16 protein-coding genes are annotated in these 21,706 nt (G+C 69.1%); 7 read left to right on the top strand and 9 right to left on the bottom strand.

Annotated elements, in window-relative coordinates; all coding sequences use genetic code 11:
* Positions 1-10: 10 nt before the first annotated feature.
* Entirely contained in the window at positions 11-154 is a 144-nt protein-coding gene (locus tag ACVCMI_RS02825; protein WP_395121008.1) for a hypothetical protein, read from the top strand.
* 98 nt (positions 155-252) lie between these two features.
* Here the strand turns inward: ACVCMI_RS02825 and ACVCMI_RS02820 are convergent, their stop codons facing one another.
* Positions 253-834: a DNA-3-methyladenine glycosylase I gene (locus tag ACVCMI_RS02820; protein WP_447097517.1), complete on the bottom strand. Its 582-nt coding sequence runs from the start codon at positions 832-834 to the stop codon at positions 253-255.
* 121 nt (positions 835-955) lie between these two features.
* Between ACVCMI_RS02820 and ACVCMI_RS02815 the strand changes: the two genes are divergently transcribed.
* Complete coding sequence (locus ACVCMI_RS02815) at positions 956-1,801, top strand: DMT family transporter (RefSeq protein ID WP_447097518.1); 846 nt, start codon at positions 956-958, stop codon at positions 1,799-1,801.
* Between the two features lie 78 nt (positions 1,802-1,879).
* Here the strand turns inward: ACVCMI_RS02815 and ACVCMI_RS02810 are convergent, their stop codons facing one another.
* Entirely contained in the window at positions 1,880-2,848 is a 969-nt protein-coding gene (locus ACVCMI_RS02810) for a pyridoxal-phosphate dependent enzyme (RefSeq protein WP_447097519.1), read from the bottom strand.
* A complete protein-coding gene (locus ACVCMI_RS02805; protein ID WP_447099497.1) occupies positions 2,845-3,798 on the bottom strand; it encodes an aldose epimerase family protein in 954 nt (317 codons plus the stop codon). The genes ACVCMI_RS02810 and ACVCMI_RS02805 overlap by 4 nt, the downstream gene beginning before the upstream one ends.
* 130 nt (positions 3,799-3,928) lie before the next feature.
* Between ACVCMI_RS02805 and pepN the strand changes: the two genes are divergently transcribed.
* On the top strand, positions 3,929-6,580 hold the full coding sequence (gene pepN / locus ACVCMI_RS02800) for an aminopeptidase N (RefSeq protein WP_447097520.1): 2,652 nt from the start codon (positions 3,929-3,931) through the stop codon (positions 6,578-6,580).
* Between the two features lie 87 nt (positions 6,581-6,667).
* Here the strand turns inward: pepN and ACVCMI_RS02795 are convergent, their stop codons facing one another.
* On the bottom strand, positions 6,668-6,853 hold the full coding sequence (locus tag ACVCMI_RS02795; RefSeq protein ID WP_395121002.1) for a hypothetical protein: 186 nt from the start codon (positions 6,851-6,853) through the stop codon (positions 6,668-6,670).
* Positions 6,854-7,445: 592 nt separating this feature from the next.
* Between ACVCMI_RS02795 and mnmG the strand changes: the two genes are divergently transcribed.
* The 4 genes from mnmG to ACVCMI_RS02775 all read left to right on the top strand — a co-directional run bounded on the left by mnmG (position 7,446) and on the right by ACVCMI_RS02775 (position 14,622).
* Positions 7,446-9,323, top strand: a complete 1,878-nt coding sequence (gene mnmG, locus ACVCMI_RS02790; RefSeq protein WP_447097521.1) for a tRNA uridine-5-carboxymethylaminomethyl(34) synthesis enzyme MnmG — start codon at positions 7,446-7,448, stop codon at positions 9,321-9,323.
* An 83-nt stretch (positions 9,324-9,406) separates the two neighbouring features.
* Positions 9,407-10,189 (top strand): RDD family protein, encoded by a 783-nt coding sequence (locus ACVCMI_RS02785; protein WP_447097522.1) that lies wholly within the window; start codon positions 9,407-9,409, stop codon positions 10,187-10,189.
* 144 nt (positions 10,190-10,333) lie between these two features.
* A complete protein-coding gene (locus ACVCMI_RS02780) occupies positions 10,334-12,661 on the top strand; it encodes a Tex family protein (protein ID WP_447097523.1) in 2,328 nt (775 codons plus the stop codon).
* A 113-nt stretch (positions 12,662-12,774) separates the two neighbouring features.
* Positions 12,775-14,622 carry an autotransporter domain-containing protein gene (locus tag ACVCMI_RS02775; RefSeq protein WP_447097524.1) on the top strand — a complete coding sequence of 616 codons (1,848 nt, stop codon included), beginning with the start codon at positions 12,775-12,777 and terminating at the stop codon, positions 14,620-14,622.
* A 117-nt stretch (positions 14,623-14,739) separates the two neighbouring features.
* On the opposite strand, the gene ACVCMI_RS02770 is transcribed toward ACVCMI_RS02775, so the two are convergent.
* From ACVCMI_RS02770 to ACVCMI_RS02750, 5 genes are all read right to left on the bottom strand, one after another.
* Positions 14,740-15,612 carry a YbaY family lipoprotein gene (locus ACVCMI_RS02770; protein WP_447097525.1) on the bottom strand — a complete coding sequence of 291 codons (873 nt, stop codon included), beginning with the start codon at positions 15,610-15,612 and terminating at the stop codon, positions 14,740-14,742.
* A gap of 172 nt (positions 15,613-15,784) precedes the next feature.
* Positions 15,785-17,068, bottom strand: coding sequence for a phosphoribosylamine--glycine ligase (gene purD, locus ACVCMI_RS02765; protein ID WP_447097526.1), 1,284 nt, complete (start codon positions 17,066-17,068; stop codon positions 15,785-15,787).
* A gap of 67 nt (positions 17,069-17,135) precedes the next feature.
* Complete coding sequence (locus ACVCMI_RS02760; protein ID WP_447097527.1) at positions 17,136-18,509, bottom strand: AMP-binding protein; 1,374 nt, start codon at positions 18,507-18,509, stop codon at positions 17,136-17,138.
* Positions 18,510-18,606: 97 nt separating this feature from the next.
* Entirely contained in the window at positions 18,607-19,179 is a 573-nt protein-coding gene (locus ACVCMI_RS02755) for an L-threonylcarbamoyladenylate synthase (RefSeq protein WP_447097528.1), read from the bottom strand.
* The gene (locus ACVCMI_RS02750) at positions 19,179-21,677 is read right to left on the bottom strand and encodes a DNA topoisomerase I (RefSeq protein ID WP_447097529.1); all 2,499 of its coding nucleotides are present in this window, start codon (positions 21,675-21,677) and stop codon (positions 19,179-19,181) included. The genes ACVCMI_RS02755 and ACVCMI_RS02750 overlap by 1 nt, the downstream gene beginning before the upstream one ends.
* Between the last annotated feature and the right edge of the window lie 29 nt (positions 21,678-21,706).

Genomic DNA, 21,706 nt, shown 5'->3' with positions numbered 1-21,706 from the left:
AGGAGACGACATGCTGCATTCCCTGCCCGAACCCCGCCCCCTGGCCAAGGTCGATCCGCATGCCGCCGACACCTGCTCGCGCATCTTCAGTTCGTGTGCGCGCGACGCACAAGCGCGCACCGCTGACTTGTTCAGCATGCATTTCGCGTGCTGAACGCTGCCGGCCCCTCTTTCACGCGATTGTGTGAGCGACTGCGCATTTCGCCATCGTGCGCGCCCGCATTCGGCGCCGAACGAAAGTTTCTGCGGCGGCTAGCGCGCCCCGCAGTGCCGGAAGCAGCCCACCAGGTGATCGTCGATCATCCCGGTGGCCTGCATCAGCGAATAGCAGATGGTGCTGCCGACGAAGCGGAAGCCGCGCCTCTTCAGCGCCTTGCTCATGTGGTCGGACAGCGGCGTGCTGGCCGGCACCTCGGCAGGTTCGCGCCAGCGGTTGACGACGGTGCGGCCATCGACGAAGGACCACAGATAGCCGTCCAGACTGCCAAACTCGGCGATCGCCTGCTGCGCGGCGCGCGCGTTGTCGCGGGTCGAGTACACCTTCAGCCGGTTGCGGATGATGCCCGGGTCGAGCAGCACCTTCTCCAGTTCGCGGTCGCTCATCGCGGCGACGCGGGGAATCTCGAAATCGTGGAACAGCTTGCGGTAATGCGCGCGCTTGGCCAGCACGGTGCGCCAGGACAGACCGGCCTGGGCTCCTTCCAGGCAGAGAAACTCGAACAGGCCGCGGTCGTCATGCAGCGGCACGCCCCATTCGGTGTCGTGGTAGGCGCACATCAGCGCGTCGTCGGCGGCGGCCCAGTGGCAGCGGGTGGGTTCGGCGCGTTTGCTCATGGCGACTTCATGTGGCTGTCGATCCGCCAACCGTAACGGAGGCCATTACACTTGTCGCCCCTCTTTTGGCCCCATGTCGATGCCGCCTTCCCCGTCACCCCAGCGCGGCGCCGTGCTGGCCATGCTCGTCACCATCGTGCTGTGGGCCTACAGCTGGATCGTGATGAAACAGGTGCTGGCCTGGGCCGGCCCGTTCGATTTCGCGGCGCTGCGCTACCTGCTTGGCGCGGGGGTGCTGTTCGTGGCCTTGCTGCTGTCGGGACGCTCGCTGCGGCCGCCGCCGCTGGGCCCGACGATCCTGATCGGACTGTGCCAGACCGCCGCTTTCCAGGGCCTGGAGCAGTGGGCGCTGCTCGACGGCGGTGCCGGCCACGTGGCCCTGCTCGCCTACACCATGCCGTTCTGGGCAGTGCTGCTGGCGTGGCTGCTGCTGGGCGACCGGCCGACGCCGCGGCACTGGCTCGGCCTGGCGCTGGCGGCCATCGGCCTGCTGTGCATCATCGAACCCTGGCGGCCGATGGGCAGCGCCGCGAGCACCGTGCTGGCCATTCTCGGTGGACTCGCCTGGGCCACCGGCACCGTGCTCAGCAAACGCCTGTTCCAGCGCCACGCGCCGGACGTGCTCAGCCTCACTGCCTGGCAGATGCTGGCTGGCGGCGTGGTGCTGGGGTTACTTGCGCTGGTGATGCCGCAGCGACCGCTGGTGTGGAACTGGGCCTTCATCGGCGGTCTCGCCTACAGCGCGGTACTGGCGTCGGCGGCGGCCTGGTGGCTGTGGTCGATCGTGTTGCAGCGGCTGCCGACTACGGTGGCCAGCGTGTCCAGCCTCGGCGTGCCCGTGCTCAGCGTGCTGCTGGCCTGGTGGCTGTTGCACGAGCAGCCGTCGTCACTGGAAGCCACCGGCATCGCGTTCGTGCTGCTGGGCCTGCTCGCGGTCAGCGGGCTGGGGCGCAAGGCTCAGGAGTGAGTGAAGAGGAGTAAGAAGTGAGAGAACAGCAGGGCGCGGCGATCCTGCCGCTCTCTCTCACTTCTCGCTCCTCTCCACTCACTTCCAGCTCCACGGCAAGGCCTGCAGGTCGACGTTGCCGCCGGTGATGACCACGCCGACGCGGCGACCGGCGAAGCGCGCCGGTTGCTGCAGGATCGCCGCCAGCACGGTGGCGCTGGAGACTTCCACCACCTGCTTCAGTTCAGACCACAGCAGTTGCATCGCCGCGATCGTCTCGGCGTCGCTGACGGTGATGATCTCGACATGGTGTGCGCGCAACGCGTCGAGGTTGCGTTCGCCGACCAGCGCGCGCAGGCCGTCGCAGACCGTGTCCGGCACCACCGTGGTGACGCGCTCGCCGTGCGCCATCGACTGCGCCGCGTCGTCGGCGCCGAGCGGCTCGGCGCCGAACAGCGCCAGTGCCGGGTCGATGCCGTGCGCGGCGATCGCCATGCCGCCGGCCAGCCCGCCGCCGCCGACCGGGGTGATCAACGCATCCAGTTCGGGAATCTGCTGCAACAGCTCCAGCGCGACCGTCCCCTGTCCGGCGATGACCCGGCTGTCGGCATAGGGATGCACCAGCTCCGCACCCGTGGCGCGGCGCACCTCCTCGCACATCGCCTCGCGCGCCGCCTGGGTCGGCGCGCAGCGGTGCAGGGTGGCACCGGCGCGTTCGATCGCCGCGAGCTTGGCGCGCACCGCGCCCTCGGGTACCACCACGTGGGCGGCGATGCCGCGGGTGGCCGCGGCCAGCGCCAGCGCGTTGCCGTGGTTGCCGGAGGAATGGGTGACCACGCCGCGCGCGGCCTGCTCCTCATCCAGCGACCACACCGCGTTGCAGGCACCGCGGAACTTGAACGCACCGCCGCGCTGCAGGTGCTCGCACTTGAAATAGAGTCTGGCGCCGCTCAGCGCATCCAGCGCCGGGCTGCACATCACCGGCGTCACTCGCGCATGCGGCGCGATGCGCGTGGCCGCGGCGCGAACCTGCGCCAGCTCGGGAAGCTCTTCGATGGAATGGCTCATGCGCCGACGACCTCGATGCCGCAACGGAAATGGCGCGTGGCGCCGGGCGCCAGCGCGATCGCGTCGGAGCACTCGGGCCGGTTGAACGCATCGGCCATGCATTCCATGGGCTCCAGCGCGACCGCGCGGCGCACGTCGCGCGCCACCGTGTCGGCGGTGAACGCGTGCATCACGCCGCGCTCCTGCCACAGCGCGAGCGCGAAGCCGTGCGACGGATCGCCCAGGCGGGTGCGGATGCGGCCGTCGGCATCGGCTTCGAGGTCGGTGTAGCCCTGGTCGAGGATGCTGTCGCCGATCTGCCGTGGCTCGCGGAAATCCAGCGCCGGCGCATCGTCGAGCGCGACGTAGGCGGCGGCGCCGGGCAGTGCGATCAGGTCGGCGCCGGTGCGGATCAGCGTCTGCGCGGGAATCTGCAGCGGCCAGTCGTCGACCAGGCCACCGCCAGGCAGCCGGAAGTACGGATGCCAGCCGAAGAAGCACGGGGCGAGAGTGTCGCCGACGTTCTTCATGCACGCGTCCAGGCCGAGCCCGGCATCATCCAGGGTGAACTCGACCGCCAGGTCGATCGCGTGCGGGTAGCCCGGGCGCGGACGAATCGCCGCGGTGGTCAACCGCACGCTGGCGGCGGTATCGGTGGCGGCCAGTTTCTCGATCTCGAACAACGCATCGCGCACGAAGCCGTGACGGCTGGCCCGTTCGCTGCCGGTCACGCCGGGATCGAGATCCTGCGCCACGCCGTCGAAGCGGTAGCGCGCATCGGCAACGCGACCGGCGAAGGGCACCATGATCGCGAAGCGCGAGCCCGGGCGGCGCTGCACCTCGTCGGCATCGTGGTAGCCGTCGGCCAGGTCGTGCAGGCCGTCGCCGAAAGGCACCTCGAAACCGAGCAGGGCGGCGCCATGCAAGGCCACGCGCACGTGGCGGTTTCCCGCGTGATCGTGCAACGCCATGACGGGCTGCGTGCCCAGCCAGGAACGCTCCACGCCGTAGCGGGTCGAGCCGGAAGCAGTCACCGGATTCTCCTGCGGTTGAACTTGCCCATGTTAGCCTGATCCATCCCCCACCCACGTTGTTCCGCTCATGCACGCACTTCCCCAGCAAGCCGGTCCGGTGATCCGGCTGCGCGATTACCAGCCGCCCGCCTGGCGCGTCGAGTCGATCGAACTGGAGGTCGAGCTCGGCATCGACGCCAGCGAAATCGCCGCACGCCTGCACCTGCGCCGCGATCCGGCGCAACCCTTGCCGCTGCGGCTGGATGGCGAGAACCTGCAACTGGTGTCGATCGCGCTCGATGGTCGCCAGCTGGATACCGAGGCGTACCGCTACGACGGCAGCGTGCTGGAGATCGACGGCGCGCACGACGGCAGCGTGCTGGAAACCCGCGTCCGCGTGCACCCGGCCGCCAACACCGCACTGGAGGGCCTGTACCTGTCCGGCCCGCGCGAGAGCGGCTTCCTGCTCACGCAGTGCGAGGCCGAGGGCTTTCGCCACATCACCTTCTTCCCCGACCGCCCCGACGTGCTGTCGACCTACACCGTGACCCTGCGTGCCGACCGCACCCGTTTCCCGGTGCTGCTGGCCGGCGGCAATCCGGCCGGCGCCGGCGAGCTGGAGGACGGCCGGCACTGGGCGCGATTCGTCGATCCGCACCCGAAACCGAGCTACCTGTTCGCGTTGGTCGCCGGCCACCTGGAAAGCATCGGGCGCGACTATCGCACCGCCGACGGCCGCGCCGTGCAGCTGAAGATCTGGGCCGAGGCCGACGCGATCGGCCGTTGCGGCTATGCGCTGGACGCGCTGGAACGCGCCATGCGCTGGGACGAGCAGCGCTACGGGCGCAACTACGACCTCGACGTGTTCCACGTCGTCGCCACCCACGATTTCAACATGGGCGCGATGGAGAACAAGGGCCTCAACATCTTCAATGCGAAATACCTGCTGGCCGATCCGGACTCCACCACCGACGACGAGTACCGCCACGTCGAGGCGGTCGTCGCGCACGAGTACTTCCACAACTGGAGCGGCAACCGCGTCACCTGCCGCGACTGGTTCCAGCTCAGCCTGAAGGAAGGCCTCACGGTGTTCCGCGAGCAGAGCTTTTCGGCCGACATGAATTCCGCGCCGCTCAAGCGCATCGAGGACGTCGCCCTGCTGCGCCGCGCGCAGTTCCCCGAGGACGCCGGCCCGCTGGCCCATCCGGTGCGCCCGGCGCAGTACAGCGAGATCAACAATTTCTACACGGCCACGGTGTACGAGAAAGGCGCCGAGCTGGTGCGCATGCTGGCCGGGCGGCTCGGCGCGGATGGTTTCCGCCGCGGCATGGACCTGTATTTCGAACGCAACGACGGTCGCGCCGCCACGCTGGAGGATTTCCTCGGCGCGCTGGGCGAAGCCAACGGCGTCGATCTGATGGCGTACCTGGCCTGGTACGGCCAGAGCGGCACGCCGCGGCTGCGCGCGCACGGCCAGCACGACGCCGCACGCCGCGAGTACACGTTGACCCTCGGCCAGCACGCGGCGGCCGTCGCCGGCCAGTCGGCCCGCGCGCCGCTGCCGATTCCGGTGAAGCTGGCCCTGTTCGCGAGCGACGGCCGCATGCTGCCGCTGCAACTGGCCGGCGAGGCGAACGACGCCGGCAATGAACGCGTGGTGGTGCTGGAACAGGCCGAGCAGGCACTGGTGTTCACCGGCGTGGACGCGCCGCCGGTGCCATCCCTGCTGCGCGGCTTTTCGGCCCCGGTGATCCTGGAATGCGACTACACGCCGGCCGAACTGGCGCTGCTGCTGGCGCACGACCCGGATGGTTTCAACCGCTGGGAAGCGGGCCAGCTGCTGGCCGCACGCGCCTACGAGAACCTGCGCGACGGCGGCACCGACACCTCGTTGCAGGCCTGGGGCGATGCGCTGGCCCGCCTGTTCGCCGACGGCAACATGGACGATGCCCTGCTGGCCGACCTGCTCACCCCGCCGGGCGAGATCGAACTGGCCGAACGCGAAGGCGCGGTCGATCCCGAGCGCATCCACCAGCTGCGCCAGGCCTTGCAACGCAGGCTGGCCGAACGGCTCGGCGCCGACGCGCTGGAGCAGCGCTATCGCACGCTGGCCGCACGCCGCTCGACCGCGCTGGATGCCGCCAGCCAGGCCAGCCGTCGACTCAGCCGCCGCCTGCTGGAGTTGCTGGAGGCCTGCGCCAGCGAACGCGCGCAGCCATTGGCCGCGGCGCAGTACCACGACGCGCCGGGCATGACCGACCGCCTCGCCGCGCTCGCGGTGCTGGTGCGCGGCCAGTCCGCTGCGGGCGAACAGGCGCTGGCGGACTATCGCGAGCGCCATGCCGGCAATGCACTGGCGCTGGACAAGTGGTTTGCGGTGCAGGCGCAGTTGCCCGGCAACGCGGCGCTGCCGCGCGTGATGCGACTGGAAAAGGACCCGGCGTTCACCCTGCACAACCCGAACCGGGTGCAGTCGCTGCTGGGCTCGTTCGTGCGCGGCAACCCCAGCGGATTCCATCGCGCCGACGGCGCCGGCTATCGGTTCCTGACCGAGCGGCTGGGTACGCTGGACGCGCTCAACCCGCAGGTGGCAGCGCGCCTGGCCACGGCGTTCAACGGATGGCAGCGGCTGGAACCGGGGCGCCGTGCGCTGGCGCGGACGGCGATTGCGGAGCTGGCCGGCAGCGCCGGCCTGTCACGCAACCTGGGCGAAATCATCGGCAACGTGCTGAACCACTGAAATCCGCGCGACGCATGCGGGCAGCGGCCGATCGCTTCGGCTGCCTGGCGCGCACGGCATCGACGCCGCGCGGCGGCAGCCGGCATTTCAGACGGCCAGGTGGTCCAGCGCCTCGAGCAGGCTCTGCATGCGCGATTCCAGGTCCGGCTGCATGTCGTCGCGCACGTCGTTGTCGAACTCGCTCAGGTGGTCCATCGCCATCTCCACCTCGCCGATCTCGACCAGCAGGTCGTGATGCGGATAGACGGGCTGGAAATCGAAGTTCATGTCCATGGCGAATTCCTGAATGGGTCAATGGGTGGGTAGTGATGAACAAGCATCACCCGTGCCAATGTGTGATTCCCGTCACAGCCAACCTGCCGCGTCTGCCGCGACACTGACGTCCCGCGTCAGCTGTTGCCGCGAGCCGGCATAAAGTCCCCTTTCAGTCACCCTTCGTTCACGCGTTTCCGGCGAAGATCAACCTCACGTTTCACCTTCGAATTCCCATCGCTTTCTGGCGCCCGGCAATACGGTCATCCTGGATTCCCCCTGTTCCTGAGACCGCCTGGCGCCAGATCTACATGACACGAAGCCCCGCGCATGCCGCGGGGCTTCGTGTTTCCGGGCCTGGCGTCGCATCGCGCATCCACCGGCGCCACAAAAGACGACGGCACCCGAAGGTGCCGTCTTGCTTCCTCTCACGGTACGCGATCGAACCCCTGTCCGCTCGACCTCGGCGCGCGATCCTCGCGCAGCGTCTGCCCATGAAAGTGCAAGCCGGATGAAGCACGATCCATGCCACTTTCAGGCAATCTTCGACGGCAGACGTATCGCGTTACCATGACGCCCACTTTTGTCACTTTTGCGCGCTCCGGGCAACAGCATGCGTCACCCCACCTGCTACGACGTCATCGTGATCGGCGGCGGCCACGCCGGCACCGAGGCCGCGCTGGCCGCCGCGCGCACCGGCGCGCGCACCCTGCTGCTCAGCCACAGCATCGAGACGATCGGCCAGATGAGCTGCAACCCCGCCATCGGTGGCATCGGCAAGGGCCACCTGGTGAAGGAGATCGACGCGCTGGGCGGTGCCATGGCCCACGCCGCCGACCTTGCCGGCATCCAGTGGCGCACGCTGAACGCCTCGAAGGGCCCGGCCGTGCGCGCCACCCGCTGCCAGGCCGACCGTGCGCTGTACAAGGCGGCGATCCGGCGCATGGTGGAAACCCAGCCGAACCTCGAACTGTTCCAGCAGGCGGTGGACGACCTGATCATCGAGAACGGCCGCGTCCGCGGCGTGGTCACCCAGATGGGACTCGCCTTCGACGCGCGCACGGTGGTGCTTACCGCCGGCACGTTCCTCGCCGGCAAGATCCACATCGGCCAGGCGCAGTACGCCGGCGGGCGCGCCGGCGATCCGCCGGCCAGCACGCTGGCGCAAAGGCTGCGCGAGCTGCCGGTCGCCGCCGACCGGCTGAAGACCGGCACGCCGCCCCGCATCGACAGCCGCAGCATCGACTTCAGCGGGCTGGAAGAACAGCACGGCGACGATCCCGCGCCGGTGTTCTCCTATCTCGGCAACCGCGCCGAGCATCCGCACCAGGTCAGCTGCTGGATCACCCACACCAGCGAGCGCACCCACGACATCATCCGCGGCGCGCTGGACCGCTCGCCGCTTTACACCGGCCAGATCGAGGGCGTCGGCCCGCGCTACTGTCCGTCGATCGAGGACAAGGTGGTGCGCTTCGCCGAGAAGCCGTCGCACCAGATCTTCATCGAACCGGAAGGACTGGACACGTTCGAGATCTATCCGAACGGCATCTCCACCTCGCTGCCGTACGACGTGCAACTGGCGCTGGTGCACTCGATCCCCGGCTTCGAGCACGCCCACATCACCCGCCCCGGCTACGCCATCGAGTACGACTACTTCGATCCGCGCGGACTTCACCCCTGGCTCGAAACGAAGGCGATCCCCGGCCTGTACTTCGCCGGCCAGATCAACGGCACCACCGGCTACGAGGAAGCCGCCGCGCAAGGCCTGCTCGCCGGGCTCAACGCCGCGCTGGCCGTGCAGGGCAAGGCACCGTGGTATCCGCGCCGCGACGAGGCATACATCGGCGTGCTGATCGACGACCTCACCAGCAACGGCACCATCGAGCCGTACCGCATGTTCACCTCGCGCGCCGAATACCGCTTGCACCTGCGCGAGGACAACGCCGACCTGCGCCTGACCGAGCAGGGTTTCGCGCTGGGCGTGGTGCCGTCGGCACGCGTCGAGGCGCTGCGCGCCAGGCGCGAGGCGGTCGAGCGGGAACTGCAGCGCCTCGGCGGCCTGTGCGCCGCGCCGGCCAATGCACTGGGTGCGGCGCTCGAGCGCCAGCTCGGCATCGCGCTCAGCCGCGAAACCAGCGCGGTCGACCTGCTGCGCCGGCCCGAACTTGACTACGCCAGCCTCGCCGGCGTGCCCGGGTTCGGCCCGCCGGTGGCGCGCCAGGACGTGGCGGCGCAGGTCGAGGTGCAGGTGAAGTACGCCGGCTATCTCGAACGCCAGCGCGAAGAGATCGAGCGCCAGCGCCGGCACGAACACACCGCGATCCCGGCCGACTTCGACTATGACAAGGTGCGCGGGCTGTCGGCGGAAGTGCTGCTCAAGCTCAAGCGCTCGCTGCCGGCGACGCTGGGCCAGGCCGCGCGCGTCAGCGGCGTCACTCCCGCGGCGATCTCGCTGCTGCTGGTCCACCTGAAGCGCCGCGACGCAGCCTGAGAATCGCCCCCTGCTCCCGGCACAGCGCCGGCGCGCGCACTCATGGCATCATGCGCACTCCACACAGCCCCGGGGAGTGCGCAATGGAAATCTGGATCGGCCGCGACGGCGAACGGCATGGGCCATACAAGGAAAGTGACGTGCGCGAGTGGTTGCGCAGCGGCAAGGTCAGCCCCGACGATCTCGCCTGGTACGAAGGCCTCGCCGACTGGCAGCCGCTGTCGGTACTGTTCCGCGACGCGGTACCGGCCGCCACTCCGCCTGCCGACAACCCCTACGCGGCACCGGCCACCCCGCTGCAGGCGCTGCCGCAGACCACCGCCGCGGTGCTGGAGGATTACGCCGGCTTCTGGAAGCGGTTGGCGGCCTACATCCTCGACGCGATCGTGCTGTATATCCCCAACAACCTGGTGATCATGCGCTCGATGGGCGACGGTGCCGCGCAGGAAACGATGAAGCAGGCGATGATGGCGGCGCCCGGCGATCCGCACGTGATGCTCGCCGCCTACGGCCAGTACTACGCGACGATGGGCACGGCGATCCTGCTCACCGCCGTGCTGACCTGGCTGTATTTCGCCGTGTGCGAAAGCTCGCCGTGGCAGGCCACGCTGGGCAAGCTGGCACTGGGCATCCGCGTCACCGACCTCGAAGGCCGGCGGATCAGCTTCTGGCGGGCACTGGGCCGCTACCTGGCCAAGTTCCTCAGCACGATCATCCTCTTCATCGGCTTCATGATGGCCGGCTGGACGCGCCGCAAGCAGGCTCTGCACGACATGCTCTGCAGCACTCTGGTGCTCAACGGCCGCGCCAGCGAGTTCAAGCCGGATGCCACTGCAACCGGCAAGAGCAACTCCTTCAGCGCCTGATCGGCCTTGCTCCACGCACGGCGCCGCGGTTCGTCCGCGGCGCCGTTTTCATTGGCGCGCCGACGATTCCCGGGCGCTTGTTATCATCAACGGCTTGACCTTTTCATTCGGCGGCACCGCGCCGCCGCCAGGAACGCTCCACCCATGCCCAGCATCGAACAACGCATTGCCCACGACATCGCCGCGAAGACCGAACAGGTGCGCGCGGCGGTGGACCTGCTCGACGGCGGCGCCACCGTGCCGTTCATCGCGCGCTACCGCAAGGAAGTCACCGGCGGCCTCGACGACACCCAGCTGCGCCTGCTGGAAGAACGCCTGCGCTACCTGCGGGAACTGGAAGAACGCCGCGCGGCGATCCTCGCCAGCGTCGAGGAACAGGGCAAGCTCGACGACGCCTTGAAGGCGGACATCCTCGCCGCCGACACCAAGGCGCGGCTGGAGGATCTGTACCTGCCGTACAAGCCCAAGCGCCGCACCAAGGCGCAGATCGCCCGCGAGGCCGGGCTGGAACCGCTGGCAGCTGGCCTGCGCGAGGATCCCACGCGATCGCCGGAAGCCTTCGCCGAAGCGTTCGTCGATGCGGACAAGGGCGTGGCCGACGTGCGCGCCGCACTCGACGGCGCGCGCGCCATCCTGATGGAAGCGATCGCCGAGGACGCGCACCTGGTCGGCGAGCTGCGCGACTGGCTGTGGTCGCAAGGGCAGATTCGCGCCAAGGTGGTCGCGGGCAAGGAGAACGAAGGCGCCAAGTTCCGCGACTACTTCGACCACGTCGAGCCGATCGGCAAGATCCCCTCGCACCGCCTGCTGGCGCTGATGCGCGCGCGCAACGAGGGCGTGATCGAACTGGAACTGGCGCCCGCCGCCGACAGCGAACAGGGCCACGCCGAGGGCGAGGGCCGCGTCGCGGCGCACGCGAACATCCACGACCGCAGCCGTGCCGCCGACGCCTGGCTGCGCGAGACCGTGCGCCTGACCTGGCGCGTGAAGCTGCACCTGCACCTCACGCTGGACCTGTTCGGCCGCGTGCGCGAAGGCGCCGAGGACGAGGCGATCCGCGTGTTCGGCGACAACCTGAAGGACCTGATGCTGGCCGCACCGGCCGGCGCGAAGACCGTGATGGGGCTCGATCCCGGCATCCGCACCGGCTGCAAGGTGGCGGTGGTCGACGCCACCGGCAAGCTGCTGGCCACCGACACGATCTACCCGCTGGAGCCGCGGCGGCAGTGGAACGAATCGCTGGTTTCGCTGGCGAAGCTGTGCAAGCAGCACAACGTCGACCTGATCGCGATCGGCAACGGCACCGGCTCGCGCGAGACCGACAAGCTGGCCGGCGAGCTGATCAGGAAGCTGGCCGACGCGAAGCTGTCGAAGATCGTGGTGAGCGAGGCCGGCGCCTCGGTGTATTCGGCCTCCGAACTCGCCGCGAAGGAGTTCCCCGGACTGGACGTGAGCCTGCGCGGCGCCGTCTCGATCGCGCGACGGCTGCAGGACCCGCTGGCCGAACTGGTGAAGATCGAGCCGAAGGCGATCGGCGTGGGCCAGTACCAGCACGACGTGAACCAGATCAAGCTGGCGCGCGCGCTGGACGCCAAGGTGGAGGACTGCGTCAACGCCGTCGGCGTGGACGTGAACACCGCCTCGGCCGCGCTGCTCGCGCGCGTGGCCGGGCTGTCCGCTTCGGTGGCCGAGAATGTGGTGAAGCACCGCGATGCGAACGGCCCGTTCCCGAACCGCAAGGCGCTGCTGAAGGTGCCGCGGCTCGGCGACAAGGCCTTCGAGCAGTGCGCCGGTTTCCTGCGCGTGCCCGACGGCGACAACCCGCTGGACGCCAGCGCGGTGCATCCGGAAGCCTACCCGGTGGTCGAGCGGATCATCGCCCAGTGCGGCCGCGAGGTGCGCAACATCATCGGCGACGCCGGCTTCCTGCGCGGGCTCAAGCCCGAGCAATTCACCGATGAAAAGTTCGGCGTGCCGACCGTGCGCGACATCCTGAAAGAGCTGGAAAAGCCCGGCCGCGACCCGCGCCCGGAGTTCGTGGCGCCGCGCTTTGCCGAAGGCGTCGAGGACGTGAAGGATCTGAAGCCCGGCATGATCCTGGAAGGCCGCGTCACCAACGTCGCCGCATTCGGTGCCTTCGTCGACATCGGCGTGCACCAGGACGGCCTGGTGCATGTCTCGGCGCTGTCGCACAGCTTCGTGAAGGACCCGCGCGACGCGGTGAAGGCCGGCGACATCGTCAAGGTCAAGGTGATGGAGGTGGACCTTCCGCGCCAGCGCATCGGCCTCAGCATGCGCCTGGACGACGAACCGGGGCAGGCGCGCGGCAGCCGTCCGGGCGCCGGCAGCGATGCCCGTGGCGGCTCGCGCGACGGCCGCGGCCCGCGTCCGGGGGGCGGCGCACCCAAGCCCGCGGCCGCGCCCGCCAGCAACGCTTTCGCCGACGCGTTCGCGCGCGCCGGCAAGCGCTGAAGCGCCGACCACCATCCGCCTGCGGCGGCGATGCGCTGCAGCATGCGGTTCCGTATGGAATACCGTACCGTAACCCGCAACGAACAAGGCCATCCCGGCCGAGGAGTACTTCCATGCTTCGCACCCGCCATCTGGCCGGCGCCATCGCAACCGCCATGCTGTTCAGCACGGCCGCCGCAGCCGCCGATTTCAGCAACGTCATCGTCTTCGGCGACAGCCTGAGCGACAACGGCAACATCTCGCTGGCCAGCGCACCGACGATCCAGCCGCCGCTGCGCTTCACCACCAACCCGGGCACCACCGCGGCGGAGAACGTGGCGACGGGCCTGGGCTTCACGCTGGCGCCGTCGGCGGCCGGCGGCACCGACTACGCCTGGGGCGGCGCGGGCTTCGTCAACAACGTCGCCGCGGTACCGACCATCACCCAGCAGCTGCAGATGTACCTCGGCGCGAACGGCGGCAAGGCCGACTCGCGTGCGCTGTACCAGGTCTGGGGCGGCGCCAACGACATCTTCTACCTGAGCGGTACGCTGAGCGATCCGAACGCGATCTCCGCCGGCGCGGTCAATGCGGCGCAGACCGAGCTTGGCGTGCTCGCCGGCCTGCAGGCGGCCGGCGCGAAATACGTGCTGGTCTACAACCTGCCCGATCTCGGCAAGACCCCGCAGGCCGCGCTCGGCGGCGCCACCGCACAGGCCGGCGCCAGCCAGCTCGCCGTGCTCTACAACGGCGTGCTCAACAGCGGCCTGGCGCAACTCAGCAACAACGGCCTGAACATCATCCCGGCGAACACCTACGCGCTGCTCAACGAAGTGATCGCCAACCCGGGCGCCTACGGTTTCAGCAACGTCACCGCGCCGGCCTGCGGCGCCGGTTCCAGTTCGGTGCAGTGCGGCCCGCAGGGCTCGGGCCTGCCGTACAGCTACGCGGCCGGCGCCGACCAGACCTACCTGTTCGCCGACGGCGTGCACCCGACCACCGCCGCCCACGCCATGCTGGGCCAGTACGTGCTGTCGGTGATCCACGCGCCGGAGCAGATCTCGCTGCTCGGCGAAGCGCCGCTGGCGGCCAGCGCCGTGCAGAACCGCGTGATGCGCGACCAGATGCTGACCACCGGCAAGGACGGCGACGTGCGCACCTTCGTCAACATCGACTACGCCCGGCAACGCTTCGACGCCAGCAACAACTCGCCGCGCACCAACAGCGACAACCTCAACTTCACCCTGGGCGCGAACTATTTCGCCGGCGAGCACGTCACTGCCGGCGTGGCGCTCGGCGTCGGCCAGCACAACGCCGACTTCTCCGGCGGCGGCGGCTACAAGCTGCAGGACGTCAGCGGCCTGGGCTACGTCGGCTACCACAACGGTGGCGGCTACGTGGGCGGCTACGTCAACTTCGGCCAGTCCAACTTCAAGGACATCGAGCGCCGCATGAACATCGGCGCGATGCAGCGCACCGAGACCGGCAAGACCGACGGCTCGCACCTTGGCGGCGGCGTCACCGGCGGCTGGTGGTTCGAGCTGGGCAACGACTTGCAGACCGGCCCGTTCGCCACCGTCGACTGGGAGACCGTGAAGATCAGCGGCTACAGCGAGAGCGGCAACGACAGCAGCGCGATGTGGTTCGGCCGCCAGCAGCGCGACTCGCTGATATCCACCCTGGGCTGGCGCCTGCGCGGCCAGTGGCAGGTCAACAACCTGGTGATGTCGCCGTATGCCGAACTGGGCTGGAACCACGACAGCAAGGCCGATGCACGTGAGGTCCGCGCCGGCCTCAACAGCATGAACGGCAGCTTCGCGCTGACCGGCTTCAGCCCCGACCAGAGCTGGGGCGCCGCCACGCTGGGGCTGTCCGCCCGGCTGACCCCCAGCGTGCAAAGCTGGATCGGCTACAGCGGCCGCTTCGGCGACAACAGCCAGAAGTACAACAGCGTCAACATGGGCGTGCGGATCGACCTCTGATCCGGCCAGGCCGCGACTCGGCCGGCCCGGGTCACGTCCATGAAAAAAGCCGCCCGCTGATGCGGGCGGCTTTTTCTTTGCGAGCTTCCCGCTCGACGCGGGAGACTCTGCAGCGACTTACTTGTTCTTGCCGTTGGTGGCGAGGCCGAGGATGGTCATCGCCTCCTGCTTGAGCTTCGCCGCCTCGGCCGGGTCCAGCGGCTGCACGTCGCTGCCGACCTGGTGCTGCTTCAGCACCAGCGTGCCGTCATCGCTCCAGCCGGCACGGTCGATCGAGGAGGGCTTGCCGTCGCGGCTGGCCATGTGCTGCTGCACGATCGCCCACGGCTTGCCGTCCTTGTAGGCATAGTCGGTGCTGGTGAAGCCGTCCTTGGTGTACTCGACCAGCTCGCGGATGAACTGGATCTGGCCGTCCTGGCGGAACAGCTGCCAGCCGCGCGAGGCGTCCTTCTCCAGCTTGGTGCCGTGGTTGACCTTCATCGCACCGAGCTGCTTCTGCACGTCGTCGAATGCGGCCAGCAATTTTTCCCCGGGGGTCTGCTCGGCGACCAGCTGGATCGACACCGCGTCGTTCTGGCTGCCCTTGGCCAGCACCGGCGCCTGGATCGGCATCACGTACTGGCGCTCGCCGTCGGTCAGGATCGCCTGCACCACGTACAGGTCGTTCGGCTTGACGTCGGCGGGGTTGAAGGTGAGCTTGAACGGCTGCGGAAAGCTGCCGGCCGGCGAGGTCTTGGTGGCCAGCGGCGCGGAGCCGACCGCGGTGGAGGAGACATCGACCAGGTTAAGCACCAGCGTTGCCTTGTCCGAAGGCTGCGGCGTACCTGCGCGCAGGGAGATCGTGCCGCTGACTTCGCTGGGGATCGATACCTTGGCCGCACTTTCGGCGTTGGCGGGACCGCCGTTTGCGGCCTGATCCGACGACGAACCTTGGCAGCCGGCGAGGGCCAGCGCAGCAACCGATACCAGCGACAAAACCGTCTTGCGCATGCCAGAAACCTCTTTATGCGTGAAATCGACACGTGGTCGCGCGGGCCTGGTGGCGCCACGACTCTACGCGGGGGAGCCTGCAAGCATATCGCAAAAAAGCGGGCGCGGAAAAGTCAATCCCCGCCCGCCCGCCGTGCGCGCGCGTACGCTGCATGCCGGCGCTGCAGCGCTTTCAGCGTCGATGCAAGGCGCGATGGGCGATGTCGCGGCGGTGAAACGCACCCTCCCAGCGCAGCCTGCCGACCGCCGCATAGGCGCGCTCGCGCGCCGCGGCAAGATCGCTGCCCAGCGCACACACGCAGAGCACGCGCCCGCCCGACGTCACCACGCGACCCTGCGCGTCGCGGGCGGTGCCGCCGTGGAACACCTTCACGTCGCCATCGTCGATGTCGTCCAGGCCCGCGATCGAATCGCCCGTGCGCACGCGTCCGGGGTAACCGGCGGCGGCCATCACCACGCCAATGGAGGGGCGGCTGTCCCAGCGCGCGCGGGTCTGCGCCAGATGGCCGTCCAGCGCGGCGTCGATCAGCTCGACCAGATCGGACTTCAGCCGCAACAAGATCGGTTGGGTTTCCGGGTCGCCGAAGCGCACGTTGAACTCGATCACCTTCGGCGCGCCGGACTTGTCGATCATCAGGCCGGCGTAGAGGAAGCCGATGAACGGCGCGCCCTCGGCCGCCATGCCGCGCAGGGTCGGCTCGATCACTTCCTTCAGGATGCGCTGCTCGACCTCCGGCGTGACCACCGGCGCCGGCGAGTACGCGCCCATGCCGCCGGTGTTCGGACCGAGGTCGCCCTCGTCGCGGCGCTTGTGGTCCTGGCTGGAGGCCATCGGCAACGCGTGGCTGCCGTCGCTCATCACGATGTAGCTGGCCTCCTCGCCGTCGAGGAATTCCTCGATCACCACCCGCGCCGAGGCGTCGCCGAACGCGTGCGCGCCGAGCATGTCGTGCAGCGCCAGTTCCGCATCGGCCAGGGTCAGCGCCACCACCACGCCCTTGCCGGCAGCGAGGCCGTCGGCCTTGATCACGATCGGCGCGCCCTGCCGGCGTACGTAGGCCAGCGCGGGATTGAGTTCGGTGAACACCGCGTAGTGCGCGGTGGGGATGTTGTGCCGCTGCAGGAAATCCTTCGCGAACGCCTTGGAACCTTCCAGCTGCGCGGCGATCGCGCGCGGCCCGAAGATGCGCAGGCCGGCGGCGCGGAACTTGTCGACCACGCCGGCCACCAGCGGCACCTCGGGGCCGACCACGGTCAGCCCGACCTTCTCGCGTTTCGCCAACTGCAGCAGGCCATCGAGGTCGTTCATCGCGACCTCGGCGTTGCGCACGCCCGGTTCGCGCGCGGTACCGGCGTTGCCGGGGGCCACGATCACCTCGTCGACCTGCACGGACTGCCCGAGCTTCCACGCCAGCGCGTGCTCGCGTCCGCCGCTGCCGATGACCAGAACCTTCATTGCCGCACTCCCGCTCGCCACCCGGCGCAGTCGCCCATTGTAGCGGCAGCGATCCGCCGCCCGGGCGTCAGCCTGGCGGTTGCAGCAGCGCCAGCAGTGCCGCGCGCGGCAGCTTGCCGGTTTCGTTGCGCGGCAAGGCGGCCACCCGCTTCAGCGGGCGTGGCAGGAACAGCGGATCGATCGCGCGACGCAGCGCGTCGAGGATGGCGTGCTCGTCCAGCTCCGGCGCCACCACCAGCGCGGCGATGCGGTGCACGCCGAGCGCGTCGCCGTCACCGTGCTGGAACACCACGCCGTCGCGCACGCCGGGAATCGCCAGCAGGCGGCGGGTGAGGTCGGCCAGCGAGGCGCGCTTGCCGGCGATCTCCAGCATGTCGGCATGCCGTCCGCACAGGCGGAAACGGCGGCCGTCGCGCGACAGGCTGACCAGGTCGGCCAGGCTGACCGGCGCGCCGAGCTGCGGCGCCTCGACCGCGGTGCCATCGGGTTGCGGGTGCAAGGTCACGTCGTCGTACAGCAGCCAGTCTTCGTCCACGGTGGGGCGGCGGCTGGCGAACACGCAGGTTTCGGTGGAGCCGAACACTTCCAGCAGCGGCGCGGCGAAGCGCTGCTCGGCGGCGCGCGCCAGCCCGACCGGCAACGGCGCGGTGGCCGATACCATCGCCGCGACCGCCGGCAGCTCGATGCCCGAATCGATCAGCGCGCGCAGATGCACCGGCGTGGTCACCAGCACCCGCGGTGCCGGCACCGCGGCCAACGCGGCGGCCACGTCGGCGGGAAAGAACGGGCGGCCGGTGTGCACGCCGACATTGCCCAGCAGCGGCAACAGCACCGACATCTCCATGCCGTACATGTGCTGCGGCTGCACCGTGGCGACCAGCTCGAAGCGCTCGCCGACAATGGCGTGCAGCCGCGCCAGGTTGCCCGCGTTGCTGGCGTGGAAACTGCCCCAGGTCTTCGGGTTCGGCATCGGCGTGCCGGTGGAGCCGGAGGTGTAGCCGATCGCCACCACCCGGTCGGCCGGCAAGGTCGGCCAGGGCGCCTCGACGTACGCCGGTCGCGGCGCGTCGAACGACGGCAGTTGCTGATAACCGGGCGGCGCCGGGTCGAGCCGCTGATCGCCCAGCGCGTGGCACCCGGGGTGAGCCTTCATCACCTCGTCCACCGCCTGCGGCGCACGCGAGGACGGCAGCAGGTTGGCCTGGCCGCGCAACGCCACCGCGCAGAACGCGACCAGGAAGGCGTAGCGGTCCTCGCACAGGTTCACCACCGCCGGTGCGTGCGGCAGCGACGCCGCCACCGCGCGGACCTCGGCGAGGAAGTGTCCGGCGCTGATCGCCTCGCCCTCCCGCCAGGCCACCACGCGCGCCGGGTCCGCAGCCGCCAGCAAGGGCAGCAGCGGTGGAAGCTCGCGCTGGCGCGGGTCGTGGACGGTAACCAAACGGCTGTCTCCGTGGATGCTCAAATGGCGTGCGGCAGCATCGCGCCGCCACGCGGACGGTGGCGTGAATGCCCCGACGTGCGCTCCCCCCGCACGTTCAGGCGCGGATGATAGCGCCCGAAAGGGCGTCGCGAATCACCGTGGGGCTGGATTGGTCACCCAGCGGGGCATCCAGCAGGCCGTCCAGGGCATCGCCAAAATACTCGGCCACGGTCTGCGCGGCGCGGGCCGGCGGCTGCCCGTGCGGGTTGGCGCTGGTCGACACCAGCGCGCCGCCGAAGGCACGGCACAGTAACGCCGTCGGTTCGTGCGCGCTGACCCGCAGCGCGACGCCGGCATGCGCGCCGGCCACCCAGTCGGGCACCCATGCCGAGCGCGGGAAAATCCACGTGTACGGCCCCGGCCAGCTGGCGCGCACCTGCCGCAGCACCGCATCGGGCACCGCCGCGAAGTCGATGCAGGGTTCGACCTGGCTGAAGTCCGCCGCGATCAGCAGCACGCCCTGCGTCGACGGGCGCTGCTTCAGCGCGAACACCCGCTCGAACGCGCCGCGGTCGAACGGATCGCAGCCGAGGCCGAACACCGCCTCGGTCGGATAGGCGAGCACGCCGCCGCCATGCAGCAGTGCAGCAGCGGCATCGACTTCGTCGAGCGTGAAACGCTGCAGCATCAGGCGCCGGCCTTGCCGGCAAGAGACTTCTTCGCCGCGGTCTTCTTCGTGGCGGTTTTCTTCGCCGCGGCTTTTTTCGCGGCCGTCTTTTTCGCCGGCGCCTTCTTCGTCGCGGCCTTCTTCACTGCGGCCTTCTTCGCCGGCGCGGCCTTCTTCGCGGCGGCTTTCCTGGTCGCCGTCTTCTTGCCGAAGCGGCCCTTCTTCACCGGCGCGGCGGCAAGCAGTTCGAGGCACTGTGCCTCGGTCAGCAGCTTCGGTTCCTGCTCCTTCGGGATGCGTGCGTTCTTCTCGCCATCGGTGATGTAGGCGCCGTAGCGGCCGTTGAGCACCTGCACGCCGTTGCCGAAATCGAGAATCATCCGGTTGGCCAGCATCTCCAGCTTGTCGGCCACCAGTTGCAGCGCACGCGGCAGTTCGATCGTGTACGGATCATCCTCGGGCTTGAGCGAAGCGTAGGTGCTGCCCTGCTTCACGAACGGGCCGAAACGGCCGATGCCGACGCTGACCTCGTCGCCGTTGTCCGCCTGGCCGAGCTGGCGCGGCAGCTTGAAGAGCTCCAGCGCCTCGGCCAGGCTGATCGTGTGCATGCTCTGGCCCGGGCGCAGCGAGGCGAACTGCAGTTTCTCGTCGCTGTCCTTGTCGCCGATCGCGGCATACGGCCCGAAGCGGCCCAGCCGCACGAACACCGGCTTGCCGGTCTTCGGATCGCTGCCCAGTTCGCGCGCACCGGTGGCCTCGCTGCGGTCGACCGACTCGGCCTTCTCGTCCACCTGCTGCTTGAACGGCAGCCAGAAGCGCTGCATCAATGGCACCCAGGCTTCCTCGCCGCGACTGACCGCGTCGAGCTCGTCCTCCAGCTTGGCGGTGAAGTCGTAATCGACGTATTGGGTGAAGTGCTGGGTGAGGAATTTGCTCACCGCGCGACCCACGTCGCTGGGCTTGAAGCGGCGGCTGTCGAGGAACACGTATTCGCGGTTCTGCAGTACCTGGATGATGCTGGCGTAGGTCGACGGGCGGCCGATGCCATGTTCTTCCAGCGCCTTGACCAGGCTTGCCTCGGAGTAGCGCGGCGGCGGCTCGGTGAAGTGCTGGTCGGCGACGATCTCATGCAGCGGCACCGCCTCGCCTTTCGCCAGCCGCGGCAGGCGGCGGCCTTCATCGTCGTCCTCGGCGGTCTTCTGGTCGCGGCCTTCCTCGTATACGGCCAGGAAGCCGGGATCGACCACGGTGGTGCCGCTGGCGCGGAACGAGGCGTCGCCACCGGGGGCGTCCGGCAACGCGAACTCCACCGTGACGGTGTTCAACGTGGCATGGATCATCTGGCAGGCGACGGTGCGCTTCCAGATCAGCTCGTACAGCTTGCGCTGGTCGTCGTTGAGGAAGGCGGCCACCGATTTCGGCGTGTGCATCGCCGAGGTGGGGCGGATCGCCTCATGCGCTTCCTGCGCATTCTTCGACTTGGTCTTGTATACCTGCGCCGCGTCCGGCAGCGCCTTCGCGCCGAAGTCGCGGGCAATCAGCTGGCGCAGCTCGGCCATCGCGTCGTCGCCGAGCATGGTCGAGTCGGTACGCATGTAGGTGATCAGGCCGACGTTGCCCTCGTCGCCCAGCGCCACGCCTTCGTACAGGCCCTGCGCCACCTTCATCGTGCGGCTGGTGGTGAAGCCGAGCTTGCGCGCGGCCTCCTGCTGCAGGGTGGAGGTGGTGAACGGCGCGGCCGGGCGGCGCTTGCGCTCCTTCGAGGTGACGTCGCTGACCGTGAGCTGGCCGCGTGCGGCCTGCTTCAGCGCCGCACGCGCGGCTTGGGCATCGGCTTCGTTGGTGAGGTCGAACTGCTCGAACTTCTTGCCGTTGAGACGCGACAGCCGCGCACTGAAGTCGCCTTCGACGTGCTTGAGCTGCGCTTCCACGGTCCAGTACTCGCGCGCCTTGAACGCCTCGATCTCTTCCTCGCGCTCGACGATCATGCGCAGCGCCGGCGACTGCACGCGGCCGGCGGAAAGCCCGCGCTGCACCTTGCGCCACAGCACCGGCGACAGGTTGAAGCCGACCAGGTAGTCCAGCGCGCGGCGCGCCTGCTGCGCGTCGACCAGGTCGTGCGAGAGCTGGCGCGGCGCGGCCACCGCGGCCTTGATCGCCTTCGGCGTGATCTCGGAGAACACCACCCGGTGCAGCTGCTTGCCCTTGGTCAGGCCGCGCTCCTTCAGGATCTCGCTGATGTGCCAACTGATCGCCTCGCCTTCGCGATCCAAGTCGGTCGCCAGATAGATGTCGTCAGCCTCCCGGGCCGCCTTGGCGATCGCGTCGACGTGTTTCTGGTTGCGCTCGATCACCTCGTAGGCCATCGCGAAACCGTGCTCGGTGTCGACCGCGCCCTCCTTCGGCTTCAGGTCGCGCACGTGACCGTAGGATGCGAGGACCTGGAAGTCCTTGCCGAGGTATTTGTTGATCGTCTTGGCCTTGGCCGGTGATTCGACGATGAGCAGGTTTTTTGCCATGAAGCGGGATATCCAAAAGTGAACCACCG

The organism is Rhodanobacter sp. UC4448_H15 (assembly GCF_052978265.1).
This window is presented reverse-complemented; position numbering and strand designations above follow the sequence as displayed.

Excerpts from the sequence above, each read along its gene's own strand:
- ACVCMI_RS02825 (WP_395121008.1), top strand. The coding sequence starts at position 11 with ATGCTGCATTCCCTGCCCGAACCCCGCCCCCTGGCCAAGGTCGATCCG.
- ACVCMI_RS02775 (WP_447097524.1), top strand. The coding sequence starts at position 12,775 with ATGCTTCGCACCCGCCATCTGGCCGGCGCCATCGCAACCGCCATGCTG.
- ACVCMI_RS02815 (WP_447097518.1), top strand. The coding sequence starts at position 956 with ATGCTCGTCACCATCGTGCTGTGGGCCTACAGCTGGATCGTGATGAAA.
- ACVCMI_RS02820 (WP_447097517.1), bottom strand. The coding sequence starts at position 834 with ATGAGCAAACGCGCCGAACCCACCCGCTGCCACTGGGCCGCCGCCGAC.
- ACVCMI_RS02810 (WP_447097519.1), bottom strand. The coding sequence starts at position 2,848 with ATGAGCCATTCCATCGAAGAGCTTCCCGAGCTGGCGCAGGTTCGCGCC.
- mnmG (WP_447097521.1), top strand. The coding sequence starts at position 7,446 with ATGCGTCACCCCACCTGCTACGACGTCATCGTGATCGGCGGCGGCCAC.
- ACVCMI_RS02780 (WP_447097523.1), top strand. The coding sequence starts at position 10,334 with ATGCCCAGCATCGAACAACGCATTGCCCACGACATCGCCGCGAAGACC.
- ACVCMI_RS02755 (WP_447097528.1), bottom strand. The coding sequence starts at position 19,179 with ATGCTGCAGCGTTTCACGCTCGACGAAGTCGATGCCGCTGCTGCACTG.
- purD (WP_447097526.1), bottom strand. The coding sequence starts at position 17,068 with ATGAAGGTTCTGGTCATCGGCAGCGGCGGACGCGAGCACGCGCTGGCG.
- ACVCMI_RS02795 (WP_395121002.1), bottom strand. The coding sequence starts at position 6,853 with ATGGACATGAACTTCGATTTCCAGCCCGTCTATCCGCATCACGACCTG.
- ACVCMI_RS02750 (WP_447097529.1), bottom strand. The coding sequence starts at position 21,677 with ATGGCAAAAAACCTGCTCATCGTCGAATCACCGGCCAAGGCCAAGACG.
- ACVCMI_RS02785 (WP_447097522.1), top strand. The coding sequence starts at position 9,407 with ATGGAAATCTGGATCGGCCGCGACGGCGAACGGCATGGGCCATACAAG.
- ACVCMI_RS02805 (WP_447099497.1), bottom strand. The coding sequence starts at position 3,798 with ATGGCGTTGCACGATCACGCGGGAAACCGCCACGTGCGCGTGGCCTTG.
- ACVCMI_RS02770 (WP_447097525.1), bottom strand. The coding sequence starts at position 15,612 with ATGCGCAAGACGGTTTTGTCGCTGGTATCGGTTGCTGCGCTGGCCCTC.
- pepN (WP_447097520.1), top strand. The coding sequence starts at position 3,929 with ATGCACGCACTTCCCCAGCAAGCCGGTCCGGTGATCCGGCTGCGCGAT.